Source organism: Spirosoma sp. KCTC 42546 (assembly GCF_006965485.1).
In the GTDB taxonomy this organism is placed as follows: Bacteria; Bacteroidota; Bacteroidia; order Cytophagales; family Spirosomataceae; genus Spirosoma.
In genome coordinates this window covers 2,002,317-2,015,891 of record NZ_CP041360.1, presented here as the reverse complement: position 1 = coordinate 2,015,891, position 13,575 = coordinate 2,002,317, and the positions used below count along the sequence as shown (strand labels likewise).

Here is a 13,575-nt window from a genome sequence, read left to right as displayed (position 1 = left end):
TTCAGGGAACCTTATCTTTTTTATAGGGTTTTCGTTTTTTGACAGGATGAACCGGATAAGACAGGACTCCAAGAGTTACAATCCTGTCTTATCCGGTTCATCCTGTCAAAACCTATACATTCACTATGACAATTCAGGATCTCCGCAATCGTAACCTTATTGTATTCGAATGCATTAGTGGAAGCCGTGCTTACGGAACGGATCTGCCTACGTCTGACACGGACATACGGGGCGTGTTTGTCCTGCCCCAGGCTGATCTATACGGATTACGTTATGTGGAGCAGGTGAACGATGACAAAAACGACGTTATTTTCTACGAGCTGCGTCGGTTTGTCGAACTGCTATCTAAAAACAATCCCAATATTCTCGAACTACTCTGCGCGCCTGACGATTGCATTATCTACAAGCACCCTGTAGTTGATCGTCTGCAGCCCGCTGATTTTCTATCGAAACTGTGCCGGGATACGTTTGCAGGCTACGCCATCAGCCAGATCAAAAAAGCGCGGGGACTGAACAAGAAGATACTGAATCCAATGCCGAAGGAGCGTAAATCACTGCTCAACTTCTGCTATGTAGTACGTGGGCAAGGGTCGATTCCCGTTCTGGACTGGCTAGCTGATCGGGGTGGACAATCCGAAAATTGCGGCCTGGTAAACGTTCCACACGCCCGCGATGTTTATGCCTTATTTTACGACGAAACAGCCAAATTAGGCTTTCAGGGCCTCATTTCTGGTATCGATTCCGCCGAAGTCTCCCTCAGTAGCGTCCCCAAAGATCGGGAGCCCGAAACCTATCTGTACGTCAATCACGACGGCTATTCCAGTTATTGCAAAGATTACCGCGAGTATTGGGACTGGGTTGAGAAACGGAACGACGCTCGTTACCAGAATACCATCGAGCATGGAAAAAATTACGACGCTAAAAATATGATGCACACGTTTCGGTTGCTGGATATGGCTTTCGAAATTCTGGAAACAGGCCAGGTACTGGTACGTCGGCCAAATCGAGCAGATCTACTAAAAATCCGGGCGGGTGCTTTCGATTACGACGACCTCATTAGTCAGGCCGAACAAAAAGTAGTACAAATTGACGCTGCAGCCGCCAGAAGCTTCCTCCCAAACCGACCCGATGTTGATCGGATCAATCAGATCCTGGTCGAAATGCGAACGGAGCTGTATGCAAAGGGCAACGATTTTCAAGAATAGCCAACCAATACTGTGAGCAGGGCGATATACTACGACTCGCCACAAAAATCCATCTCACGTCTAACGAAGCAATGAAGCCGTCCATGCACTAACGTACCTGATTAGTACATAGACGGCTTAACTGGACCTATTCCCGCTTACAATCCACTAATGATTCGGGCGTACACATTGTTGGCCAAATTTCCATCATAGGTCATAGTCAGATCATCGGCCACATTTACGGTGATGCTGGCCTGACTACCCGAATTGGCATTTGTCCGCGTGATCTGGAAGCCTAAACTTGACGCTCCCCCACCACCAATAAATGAGCCAGAGGCCATTGTTAAAGTCAACTGACGCGATTCCAGCGAACTGACCACTGTCCATTGATTATTCGATACCGTTTTGGTGTCCCCTCCTGACACCTGTATACTGGTCATACCTGGTGGGAAGGCCAGCGTGTAGCCAATAGGAACTGTTATCGTGATGGTCACATTGCCCGCGGAGGTGGGTAGGCCCGCCACCTCAAACACAGTCACCACGAAGTTGCCCACGCTGCCCGATGCGGCAAAGTTAGCTTGTGGTAGTTCCAGATTAATGGTCAGATCGGGGCCAGCTACCCTCACGCTGGCACTGGCTGTACAGCCACCGGGACTGGTCAGCGTTACAGAGTAAGTGCCACTGGTAGTCACTGAAATCACTTCGGTGGTGGCCCCGGTAGACCACAGGTACGTGCCGGTGCCTACGGCTGTCAGACTAACCATTGGCGTGCCAGGTGTTAAGACCGTCGAACTGGGGGTGATGCTCACGGAAGGAGGTGCACTCACAGTTACGGTCAACTGAGTCGTTAAAAAGCTGCTACATCCCTTTGCCAGATCAATGGGGTCTAATTGCAATTGATACACCTGGGTTGACGGAACATCCGTAGCCGGAATTGGCGGTACTGAGGTCCGTCCAGGAATAGTACCCAATTGATAGAGAACCCGATAATTTTCCGGAGGAGCAGCATGGCCATTTTCCGACAAGGGAGGAGCCTGATCACCAACGCAATAACCCAGTGTGCCATAATAATTAGTGGGCCAGTGCGGGTTTATGTCTACGGGCTTTCCATTGGTTGGCATGGGGCCGGTAAACGGGCGATACAAAATCCGTAATTTAGTTTTCACCGTATCGCTTTCACAGGTCTCAACCGATTGTGTCAGGTAATAACTGTGCTCTTCCATAGGGTATTTATAGGTTGTACTCGTCGGATAGTACGTTTTACCAAGGCTAAGAATTACGTTATCGGTAGACCCAAGGGAAATTCGAGTAAATACACTGCCCGCTGGCATGAACGTGTTATTCGTATACGTGTAGATATTCACCGTTGCGCCAGCGGCAGCCGTAGACGACACGTATGAACTAACATCAGCACTGGGCAGTACCCGCATACAATCCAAAATAAGGCTATCGACGCTGGGTGGAGCAGGTCTTCCCTTTACAGTTAGCAGGGTTGGACTGGGGATACTGGTCACCGCTGGATCATTGGCCATCAGACGGATTCGGTAATTGCCGCCAGCAACGGTATTGCCCGGAATCGTAGCTCGATAAACGACTTCATTGCTGACCGAAGTGGCTAGTGGAACAGAAGCAATTGCGGAAAAGGTTGTGCCATCCGAAGCCATCTCAACGACTAAATTACCCGTTACCCCCGCCAGTCGTCCTGTCACGTCAAGCTGAGTGCCCGCACAAATTGAGGTCACGGCTAATGGTTGTGTCTCAATCGACTGGGCCCATACCGGCGTTCCCCATAAGGTCGCTAGAATCGTAATAAACCAGCACCTACATACATTTTGACTCATCTTATTCATCGACTTGGGATTGATTAACATAACTGTTGACCACCATGAATAAGCGTGATGCAAAAAAGGTAATTGGTATCTGGATGTTTTTATTCGTTTGTTAAGTTTACGGTTGCTGTGCTAAGCGAACTCGTACTTACTTCATCTGAATTTATTGGGCTTTAATATCCTTTGCTACCAGAGTAAGATTATTTCCAAGCTGATGTCCACCCCGTTCAATTTCGCGAAAAGTTGCCCCTGGAAGCGTTTGTCGGTAAGTGGTAAACTGATCAACCGGTACCTCTTCATCGTCCCGGCAATGGTAAAAGAAGAATCGACTGGTTGGGGGAAGGCGTTCGGCGAAATCTTCCTGCAGTTTTAACCCCTGTACCCATTCCTCTTTACCCGTCCAAAATGGGGGAGCCAGCAGGAAAACCCGGTCTACCTTTTTCGACGCCTTATATTCAGACAGGTATTTAAGCAGCAGGGAAGCACCCAATGAATGGGCAACCAAAACAGCATCGCCTTTGAGTTTCCCAATTTCATTTCCGATTTGCTTCAGCCAACCATAATCCGGGGCAGCTTCATCCGTCTGCATCCGGGGGTAACTGATCTCATAATCCATCCCCAATGCGTTTTGGAGGGAGGCCACCAACTTGGCGTCTGCCTCATATCCATCTTTACCTCCACCCTGTATAAAAAGCACTTGTTTTTTCATAGCCAGCGGGTAATACTAGTTTAGTTGATCGATGCTTCTAGAGTGAGTTCCAATGATCACAGATTTTCTTGATTCGGACCTTCATGCAGCAGTAGCCACGTTTTAAAACGATCAAGCTGGGTCAGTGCAATATTAGTAGCTGGTCAGGCATATTTTCGCCCTTGACTACGGCACCCGATTATTCCACGATCGTATGATTGATTTTCACATTTTTGAGCCTAAATCCGTTAACAACCTTTTTATCAATAGCCGCGTTTTTGCTTTCGACCGCAACGTTTTCGAAGATAAAATTGGATAGCCTGTCGTATTCTGAAATAGCCACGTCGAAGAACGTATCGCAACTAAGTTCGATATGTTTGAGACTCACATGGTCGGAGTAGGAAAGTGGTACATCCGGGCGTCCTTGTAAATCGAAAAACTGCGTCCAGGGTTTCACATACAGAAGGCTATGCGCCTGGCCTTTTATATTTTCGAGCGTTATGTATTCGTAAAGTTGAGGGGTATCTGGCCGCATCTTCAGCCACAACACCCGGCTAGCCTCGTTCACATGACAGTTACGCATGATAATGTTCCGGTTGTGAATCGCTTCGCTACCGCAGGTAAGTGCTGAATGGCAAAAGCCAAATTCACAATCCTCAATGATGATATTGGTGTTGGCACCGTTACTTGGCACACGGTCGGCCCAGGGGCCTTTACCACCTTTAAGGGCAATCGCGTCATCATTGACCGACATATAACACCCTTTAATCAAAACGTTAGAGCACGCATCCAGATCAATAGCATCCGTGCTGGGGGCTTTCACAGGTTTGTAAGGCGAATAAATATGCGCATCCAGTACTTTCAGGTTCTGGCACTGATAGTAATGACTGGTCCAGAAACCCGCATTATGCAGCTTAATATCCTGAACCTGAACGTTGTTGCATTTCCAGATAAATACCAGCCTCGGGCGGGAAACCTCCAGATTCGTACAGTTGGGATTTTCTTTTCGTCTGGCCCAAAAAGCTTCCCAAAAACGCAGCCCATTGCCATCAATCACCCCTTTTCCTGAAATTGTGAAGCCATCGACCTGATAGGCATTCACCAGGGCGGCAAAGTAATCCAGACTCTGGCCTTCCATCCGCGATGGCAATTTTGGGTAGTCAGCAATGTTATTGGAGCCTTTAAGGACAGCCCCTTCTGCCAGGTACAAATGGGTTTTGGGCTTGAAAAATAATGCTCCACTCATAAACGTACCTTTGGGGATCACCACTACGCCCCCGCCCTTCCGGGCTGCCATATCAATGACTTTCTGAATAGCGTCGGTCTGCACAAGGGTACTGTCGGCTGTTACGCCAAAGTTGGAAATCACATACGACTTTCCGAGCTGGGAAAGACTTACCTTGCGGATCGTCGTAAACCAGCTGCTGATCGGGCTTCCATCCGGAAACGAGGTTTTCACCACATTTTGCGCACTAAGTTGTACGCTTAGCGCCACCGCACACACCAATGCAACACCTATTATTCTCATATCGTATGGTACTGACTAGTCCTGACAGGTATACAAGTAATCTACCCCAAAGATACCCCACTCCTACTCAGAAATAGGTAAGAAAAAGTTATATAACCCATATAGGCACATAATAATGAAACCGACATAGTATGTCCGCTCGCAATAGCTCTTTGCTGAATAACTCCTGATTCAATCAGTTTTTCCCATTTTTATATCACCCTAAATCTAACTACGAATGTTCGCTAAACTTGTGGCCTTTGGTTTGATCACTTATCTAGCTTGTTCACTTGTACAAGCGCAGCCCCTCAATACCTTGTCGGCCCAGGAAAAGAAAGAAGGCTGGAAATTACTCTTTGATGGACATGATCTGAAAGGCTGGCATCGATACAATGGGAAAGGTGTTCCCGCAACCTGGAAAATAGAACAGGGCGTGCTGCATCTGGATGTTCCCCAAACAGCTACAACGGCCCGCGACGCAGGTGATTTAGTGACCGATGCGATAATTTCGGGTGATTTTGAGTTTAAAGCGGAATTCAAAATCGAAAAGTATACCAACAGCGGATTCTTTTTCTTTGTCCAGGAAGAAGCTCAGAACAAAAAAATTTATGATACCGGCCTTGAAGTTCAGGTGGGAGATGATGCGCTCTATCAAAAAGAGTCAGCCCATCCGCACAGCTCCGGCGATCTGTTTGGTCTGGCCGACGTCCGTATGCAGGAGCCCAAACCGCTGGGAAGCTGGAATCAGCTAACAATGAGCCTAAAAAAGAGCAAACTGATTGTTACCATAAACGGCTTCACCGTTCAGGAACACGACCTGACCAGCTCCGACTGGAAACAGCGAATGGCGGCCAGTAAGCTCAAAGATGCCCCCGTTGGGAAAGGAAAGCTCACGGGGCGAATTGGTTTACAGGACTGGAATACCAATGTCTGGTTCCGCAACATCAAACTACGGCCGCTCTAACCATTATGCTCAGCTATAGGTACGAATAATAAAAGCCGAATTTGGACCTACAGCTGAGCGCAATTACAATCGTAGTATTCTTCATCCCTCGTTGGTCAAAAAACGGTTGCGAAACCCTCCAGTTAAATCTGGCAGGTTCAGCACGGCCTGGAATGATATACCGGGCGTATTCGTTGGGGAGTTATTCATTAACGCCTGGGATGGCCTTCCAGGATATGCTCATGACCAATCGCGTGCTGTTGCTGACGCCCCCGTTTACCCAACTCAACACACCCTATCCCGCTACCGCTTATCTGAAAGGTTACCTGAATACGCTTGCCCTCTCTGATGGTGAGCCGGTGGTGGCGCATCAGGCAGACCTGGGTATTGAAACGATCCTGAGCCTTTTCTCCAAACAAGGACTGACCAATCTGTTTGCACAAGCCTCCGCCGTGGCGAACCTTAGCCAGAACAGCCAGCGGATGCTACGGTTACGGGCCGATTATGTAGCCACAATTGAGCCGACGATCCGGTTTTTGCAACACCGAAACCCCACCCTGGCTCATACCATTGCCGACCGGAGTTACCTGCCCGAATCCTCCCGTTTTGCGGAAGTCGATGAACTGGACTGGGCCTTCGGGACTATGGGACTGCATGACAAAGCACGGCATTTAGCCACCCTCTATCTGGAAGACATTGGTGATTTACTGGCTGAAGCGATTGATCCGCATTTTGGCTTCAGCCGATATGCCGAACGCCTGGGCCGAACTGCTACTCATTTTGATGACCTACAGGCTTCCTTAACGGCCCCCGATACGCTGGTTGGCCAAACGCTATTGCACTTGTTGGATCAGAAAATGGCGCAGTATCAACCAACCGTGGTTTGCCTGACGGTCCCATTTCCAGGAAATCTGTTCGGGGCATTGCTGTGCGGGCGGCATCTGAAACAACACTATCCGGCGGTTCGGGTAGTACTGGGCGGGGGCTATGCCAATACCGAACTCCGCAGCCTGCGGGAACCGCGCCTGTTCGATTATGTGGATTTTGTGAGTCTGGACGATGGGGAAGCACCTCTGCGCTCGTTGCTCGAACACCTGCGCGGTAAGCGAGAGGCTACTAACCTGAAACGGACATTTATGCGGGTGGATGGACAAGTGGTCTATCAAAACGGGGCTATCGACCGGGATGTAGCGCAGCGCGACACCGGCACCCCCGATTATGCCGATTTGCCGCTCAACAACTATCTGTCGGTGATTGAGGTGACTAATCCCATGCACCGGTTGTGGAGTGATGGTCGCTGGAATAAGCTAACCCTGGCCCACGGTTGCTATTGGGGCAAGTGCTCGTTCTGCGACATATCCCTCGACTATATTGCCCGCTATGAACCTCTCACCGCCGGGCTACTTTGCGACCGTATTGAAACCATTATGACCCAAACGGGGCAGAACGGTTTCCACTTTGTGGATGAAGCCGCTCCACCGGCGCTCATGCGGGACCTGGCGCTGGAAATCCTTCGCCGGGGATTAACGGTGGTCTGGTGGACCAACATCCGTTTCGAAAAAGCGTTTACGGCCGATTTGTGCCAACTGCTCAAACTATCGGGTTGTATTGCCGTATCGGGGGGCCTGGAAGTGGCGTCGGATCGGTTGCTTGAGCGGATGAAGAAAGGCGTTACGGTGGCGCAGGTGGCTCGCGTGGCCAATCACTTCACTACCGCTGGCATCATGGTTCATGCGTATTTGATGTATGGTTTCCCGACGCAGACTGATCAGGAAACCATCGACTCGCTGGAAATGGTACGGCAGTTGTTTGCCATCGGAGTGGTTCAATCGGGCTTCTGGCATCGGTTTGCCATGACCGCTCATAGCCCCGTAGGCCTGCATCCGGCCGGGTTCGACGTACAGCGCATTGGGCCTATCGATGGTCCCTTTGCCGATAACGATCTTGACCATGCGGATCCACTGGGGGCCGACCATGAGCGCTTTGCCGAGGGGCTTCGGAAATCGCTGTTCAATTACATGCACGGTGTTGGGCTGGAGATTCCGCTGGCCAGTTGGTTTACCTTCCGGGTACCACCCACCACCGTGCCACCCGATTACATTGACGAGGCCATTGCCGATACCACCGAAGACCTACTACGCAGCCATGCGCTGGTGGTCTGGCCGGGTCACGCGCCCACGCTGGCCATAGTGGAACCGCGTCGGGGACGGCGGTCGTCCACCCAGGGGCGATCGGTACCACAGGCGGAACTGACTTTTGCCCGGCGGCAGGATGATCTGGTGCTAGACTTACCCCTTACAATGGGTCAATGGCTGATGCAATACTGGCCCCAATTTAGCCAAAACGCACCCGTACCACTGACTCTCCAACAGCTAAGGGCTACCTTTGAGCAGGCTGGCCTGGGCAGTTTTCTTGCCTTTCAGCAAACTGAGGGCTGGGCCGACTGGCGAGCAGCAGGGCTGCTGGTGGTCTAAATCACTAGTCAACCATGCTTATTCAACAAAGCTCCGTTTGCTGGTGGCAGTTGGCGTTGGGAAATCGGCAGGAATGGGAATATCGACTTTGCCGGTGGCAGCCCACTGAGCACCCCGTTGCAGGCAGGTGATAAACCCAACGCATTCGACGGAGTAATCGACATGGCCCAGGGGCGTGTGAAAAATCCGACCTTTCCCATAGTTAATGGTCATCAGCATGGGTTCGTTGCGGTCGGTGCCTTTGTTCTCTTTTGACGAGAAAGCGGTTGCCAGCACGGTCATGTTCTCGGCGGGCCCGCGCAGACGGTCATACATCTCGTCTTTGGTATGCATCCAGGTTAATGGCATGCCTTTCGTAATGGGGTGGTTGGCATCCCGAACCGTAATCAGGAACTCGGCCTGTGCACCGTGCGATCCGGCGCGACCAGGCTGTGTATCTCGAATTAGCTTTCCTTCGTTGTCGTAATACACAAAAGGACCATCTTTTTCAGTACGGTCCCCCCACCCGCCGAGACCGATCATTTTGTTGTAGGCGGGCCACATAGGAAACGAATTATCGGCCGCATGAACTACCACCAGGCCGCCCCCTTTTTTTATGAAGCTTTCAAAATCAGCCTGCGTTTCGTCGGACCAGGGAGCAGCATTCCAGCCAAAGTTGCAGATGACAAGGTCGTACTTAGAAAAGTCGGGGTGGAAGCTGGAGTCTGCCCTGGCTTTGGGTAAAGCTTTGGTCGTCTGAACACCAGGGATTTTATATTTCTCAATCAGGGCATCTCCGTTCCAGGTATAATAAGATCGCTTTACGTCGACCGAAAATTTACCGGTTTCTTCGAGGTAGCGCTTCATCATAAAGGTGATCTTAGGCCATTGTTCATGGTTATTCTGCCCATCTACAATAAGTGTGCGTATAACGTTAGCCTTGCCTTTTTGGGGTGATTGAGCCTGAACATACGTGCTGGTACCAATTAGCAGTACGAGAAGAGCGAATAGCGATTTCATAAAATTTTGTTTGACGATACGAGGGCATACCAGTTCTGAATCTGCCGCAGTGGACTGCATACAGAGTTATAGTCTTCAAAACAAGTAATGGATTGAATCTACTTTAGCTTCCTTATGAGATCAGCCCGTAGCCCATTTTGTAGAAGACAATGGAGCTTCCTGTCCGCTCCTACTACGCCCCGAACGAATTTCCATCCAGATTGTCAACTGCAATAGGAAGTAATCACTTTTCTTCTGAGGGTTAGGGCAATACGACGATCTTACCAGCACCCTGATTTTGCTCCATGAATCGGTGGGCCTCCACGATCTGATCTAACCGAAACACCTGGCTCACCGATAGTTTCACCTGGCCCGCTTCAACCTCGCGGATAAACTCCTGAAAAGCTGTTGTTGAACTACTGATCTGGCCAGAGTCGTAGACAGTCAGCTTAACCGTAGACGGAATGAACTCCATGGGCGCAAAGTTCGGTATTGCCCAGGTTTCGGATAACATACCACTCATGCAGCCCATACCACCGGGCTTGAGGCAACTCAATGAATCGTGCAGGGTAGATGTACCTACCAGCTCCAGCACCTTATCAACGCCCTCGGGAAAAATAGCCCGTACTGCCTCGCTCAGTTTCCCGTCATCGATTAATACGTGTGTGGCTCCATTATCCCGCAAGGCCGATTCTTTCTGCACATTTCGGGTAGTAGCCAGTACCGTAAGACCCAGGTTTTTAGCGATCTGAATAGCCAGCATGCCTACCGACGACGTACCTCCCCGTACAAGCAGCGTTTCGCCGGGTTGAATACCCAGGGCCAGCTGTAGCGAGCCGTGTACGGTCTGAAACATTTCCGGAATGGCACCCAGCACCTCCCAGGGAAGCATGCTCTGAAACGGGTGCAACAAGTGTTTGGGCAAAACCGTGTACTCGGCATAGCTGCCGTCAAAGTCCCGACCCATACCGCCCATCAGTGCCATTACCGGCTGGCCTTTGGCATACTGGCCGGAAGGGTCGGTTTCCACCTCACCAACGCATTCGATACCCAGCACTCGCGGGAACTGAACATTGGGCGATAAGCCTTTGCGGGTCATCAGTTCAGACCGGTTCAGGCCAAAGGCGTTCACTTTTACCAGCACCTGCCCATCAGTTGGAATAGGTATAGGCCGCTCCTGGAGAACAAGCTCCTCGGCTGAGCCGGGGCGATGGATGACGACAGCTTTCATGAATCAGCGAAGAAAAGGTATGAAACCGTTATTGATGTCTGTAAAATTGACGCATTATACGTTAGTCAGGAATAATCTAGCGTAAGAAATAAGCTTAAACGAGAGTAAGCCAATCAACCCTATTCATCCTGTTTGATTACCTGGCGTTACAAAAAATGCCTTAGTTCAGTTGCCAAATGGCGTAGCTGAACTAAGGCAACTTACTGTCCATCAAGGATGAGCGAACCTTAAAGCCAAAAATACTATTGCACAAGTTTCATAGTAACAGGGTCCCAATGCACGATCTTTTTGCTTAAAAAACTAGCGTTACAAGATAAGGCTGGCGCGGCTGCCCGGAAGCCGAACGTAGCATCCTCAACAACAGGTTTACCCATTCTGATGGCATCAAAGAAATTAGTGAAGTGGTCTAGATGGTCGCTGTAGCCATCAGGGGCTTTAAAGACAATATCTTCTTTGGTTGGTCTTTTTCGCTGGTCGGCAGTCCATTTGGCGTCGTACTCCTTCTGCATGTCATCCTGCATACGTTTGGAGAACGTGAACAAAGAGTCATAACCGCCAAAGCCAGGCGCTTCGGGCATAAGACTATGTTTAACGCTGATGTTGTTACCAACCACATCAATGACTCCTTCCGAACCAACCAGGCGGATCACTTCCTGCCCGCCTGTGCCACTAATAAAATTCACCTGTAAGGTTAACTGAAACGCAGCGTGTTCCGGGCTATCGGGATATTGCATCACGCCCGACATTACATCAGGTAGATTTCGTCCGTCTTTCCAATAGCTGAACTGCCCGGTACTATAAATGCTTTTGGGTCCTTTTGAGTTGGTGATAAAGTGAGAGCCGCTCAACAGGTGAATAAATAAGTCGCCTGCTACGCCCGTACCCACTTCTTTAAAGGCCCGCCACCAGAAAAACTTTTTGGCATCGAACGGCATTTTGGCCGTAACACCAATAAACCGTTCCCAATCGGTGGTCATGGCATCCGCATCCTTGGGAATTGTGTATTCCCAGGCGCCAATCGAGCTTTGCCGGTCATACACGGCATTCACCATGTTGAGTTTACCAATTTCACCAGCTGCCAGCAGTTCTTTTGCCTTGGCATAACCGAGGCTACTAACCCGTTGACTGCCCACCTGCAATACCTTGCCCGCTTGTTTGGCGGCAGCTATGACCGGATAGCCCTGGCTAATTTTATAGACCATCGGCTTTTCGCAATACACGTGCTTGCCTTTCGCCAGCGCATCCAGGGTAATACGTGCGTGCCAGACATCATGCGTAGCAATAATCACCGCGTCGATGTCTTTCCGGTCCAGGAGTTCTTTATAATTACGGGTGGTATATAGTTCATTGCCAAATTTTTCTTTGGCGTTTTCCAGTCGGCCCGTATATAAATCGCAGATGCCTGCCAATTCAACACCCGGCACTTTAAGGGCTGTAGCCAGGTCAAAATGGCCCTGAACGCCATACCCAATAACCCCCAATCGAATGGTATCATTGGACGAAACCGGTTTTTCATAATGTAGGATGCGTTCTTCAGCTTTTGCCTGAGCAGCCAGTGACGACAAAGGCGAGGATGCCGCCACCAGGCTGGTCGCACCAATTTGCTGCAAAAATTGCCTTCTTGAGGTTGAGGGCCGGCCGTAGCCGCTATCTTTTTTCATAGGAAAAATAAAGGAGGATTTAGAGCTATTTTACTAAGTAGCTAACGAAAGCGATTTTCCGGCTGTCGGGGCTCCACGAAGGTACGTTGATTGTGCCTTGACCTCCATAAAAGACGGGGGTTATATCTTTGACGGCTTTGGTTTTGGTATTCATCAGGCGTAGCTTAACGTTTTTGCCAAATAAATGGGCTTGTTTTTCATCAGACATGTAGGCGATGTAAACGATCCAGTTATTATCGGGCGAGGGGTGCGCAAACCAGTTCGAATTTTCATCAAAGGTCAATTGCTCGGGTTTTGAGCCATCGGCCAGCATCCGCCAGATCTGCATGTGTCCGGTACGGTACGAGTTGAAATAAATGTATTTCCCATCGGGCGAGTAATCAGGCCCATCGTCCAGGCCTTCGCTACTGGTCAGTCGTTTTTCGGTTCCTCCGTCAATCCCGATAGTGTAAATATCAAAATTACCGTTGCGCTCTGCACAATAAGCTAAGGTCTTGCCATCGGGCGTCCAGCCATGCCAGAAGGATGGCACTTCGGGGGTGATTCGTTTTGGCTCTCCGCCCGTAATAGGAAGTATATAAAGCGCGGATTTGTAGGATTTTGTCGAAGGATCACTTTTGTCATTATGACTGACTACCAGCCATTTTTTGTCCGGAGAAATACCGTGGTCATTGTTGCATTGGGTAACAGAACCCGTATTAAGTTCGGCAACTTTTTTTGATGCCAGATTTAGAGTATAAATCTTACCCTTACTATTGAGAACCAGATAGTTGTCAGGGTGCCAGTTGGGGGCTTCAAAATGGGTATTGATAGACAGAATGGTATCTATCTTTCCCGTTTTGATGTCGAGCGTCTGGATATAACTCGTGGTATCTTTTTTGATTTGTGCCACTGAGCTAAACGACCAGAGCATACAAACGGCGGCCAGGCCAAGCCAACTGAAACGAGGTAGCGTAATTCGTACTTGAGGGAAATTTTTCATACAATCAGGATTTGAGGTAAGGGCGTCCGTACTCGACAAGGCAAAAGTAATCAGTTTATTTCTATTTTATAAAAAATATATAATAGATTTTATTATTA

Annotated in this window: 10 protein-coding genes; 3 read left to right on the top strand and 7 right to left on the bottom strand. The window is 49.6% G+C overall.

Annotation, left to right across the window (positions count from 1 at the left end; genetic code table 11):
• Nucleotides 1–125 precede the first annotated feature (125 nt).
• Nucleotides 126–1,205 carry a DNA polymerase beta superfamily protein gene (locus EXU85_RS08115; protein ID WP_142771604.1) on the top strand — a complete coding sequence of 360 codons (1,080 nt, stop codon included), beginning with the start codon at nucleotides 126–128 and terminating at the stop codon, nucleotides 1,203–1,205.
• A gap of 137 nt (nucleotides 1,206–1,342) precedes the next feature.
• On the opposite strand, the gene EXU85_RS08110 is transcribed toward EXU85_RS08115, so the two are convergent.
• From EXU85_RS08110 to EXU85_RS08100, 3 genes are all read right to left on the bottom strand, one after another.
• Entirely contained in the window at nucleotides 1,343–2,926 is a 1,584-nt protein-coding gene (locus EXU85_RS08110) for a hypothetical protein (RefSeq protein WP_168207760.1), read from the bottom strand.
• Between the two features lie 250 nt (nucleotides 2,927–3,176).
• The gene (locus EXU85_RS08105) at nucleotides 3,177–3,722 is read right to left on the bottom strand and encodes an alpha/beta hydrolase (protein ID WP_142771602.1); all 546 of its coding nucleotides are present in this window, start codon (nucleotides 3,720–3,722) and stop codon (nucleotides 3,177–3,179) included.
• Between the two features lie 178 nt (nucleotides 3,723–3,900).
• A complete protein-coding gene (locus EXU85_RS08100) occupies nucleotides 3,901–5,229 on the bottom strand; it encodes a glycoside hydrolase family 28 protein (protein WP_142771601.1) in 1,329 nt (442 codons plus the stop codon).
• A gap of 217 nt (nucleotides 5,230–5,446) precedes the next feature.
• Here EXU85_RS08100 and EXU85_RS08095 point away from each other — a divergent pair, with 217 nt between their 5' ends.
• Together EXU85_RS08095 and EXU85_RS08090 are read left to right on the top strand one after the other, a co-directional pair.
• Nucleotides 5,447–6,172, top strand: coding sequence for a DUF1080 domain-containing protein (locus tag EXU85_RS08095; RefSeq protein WP_142771600.1), 726 nt, complete (start codon nucleotides 5,447–5,449; stop codon nucleotides 6,170–6,172).
• A gap of 221 nt (nucleotides 6,173–6,393) precedes the next feature.
• Complete coding sequence (locus tag EXU85_RS08090) at nucleotides 6,394–8,625, top strand: radical SAM protein (protein WP_142776635.1); 2,232 nt, start codon at nucleotides 6,394–6,396, stop codon at nucleotides 8,623–8,625.
• 18 nt (nucleotides 8,626–8,643) lie between these two features.
• Here EXU85_RS08090 and EXU85_RS08085 read toward each other — a convergent pair whose 3' ends face one another.
• The 4 genes from EXU85_RS08085 to EXU85_RS08070 all read right to left on the bottom strand — a co-directional run bounded on the left by EXU85_RS08085 (nucleotide 8,644) and on the right by EXU85_RS08070 (nucleotide 13,477).
• Entirely contained in the window at nucleotides 8,644–9,624 is a 981-nt protein-coding gene (locus EXU85_RS08085) for a ThuA domain-containing protein (protein WP_142771599.1), read from the bottom strand.
• A gap of 241 nt (nucleotides 9,625–9,865) precedes the next feature.
• Complete coding sequence (locus tag EXU85_RS08080; protein ID WP_142771598.1) at nucleotides 9,866–10,834, bottom strand: zinc-binding alcohol dehydrogenase family protein; 969 nt, start codon at nucleotides 10,832–10,834, stop codon at nucleotides 9,866–9,868.
• 242 nt (nucleotides 10,835–11,076) lie between these two features.
• The gene (locus tag EXU85_RS08075) at nucleotides 11,077–12,495 is read right to left on the bottom strand and encodes a Gfo/Idh/MocA family protein (protein ID WP_142771597.1); all 1,419 of its coding nucleotides are present in this window, start codon (nucleotides 12,493–12,495) and stop codon (nucleotides 11,077–11,079) included.
• A 25-nt stretch (nucleotides 12,496–12,520) separates the two neighbouring features.
• On the bottom strand, nucleotides 12,521–13,477 hold the full coding sequence (locus tag EXU85_RS08070; protein WP_142771596.1) for a DUF5050 domain-containing protein: 957 nt from the start codon (nucleotides 13,475–13,477) through the stop codon (nucleotides 12,521–12,523).
• Nucleotides 13,478–13,575: the final 98 nt, after the last annotated feature.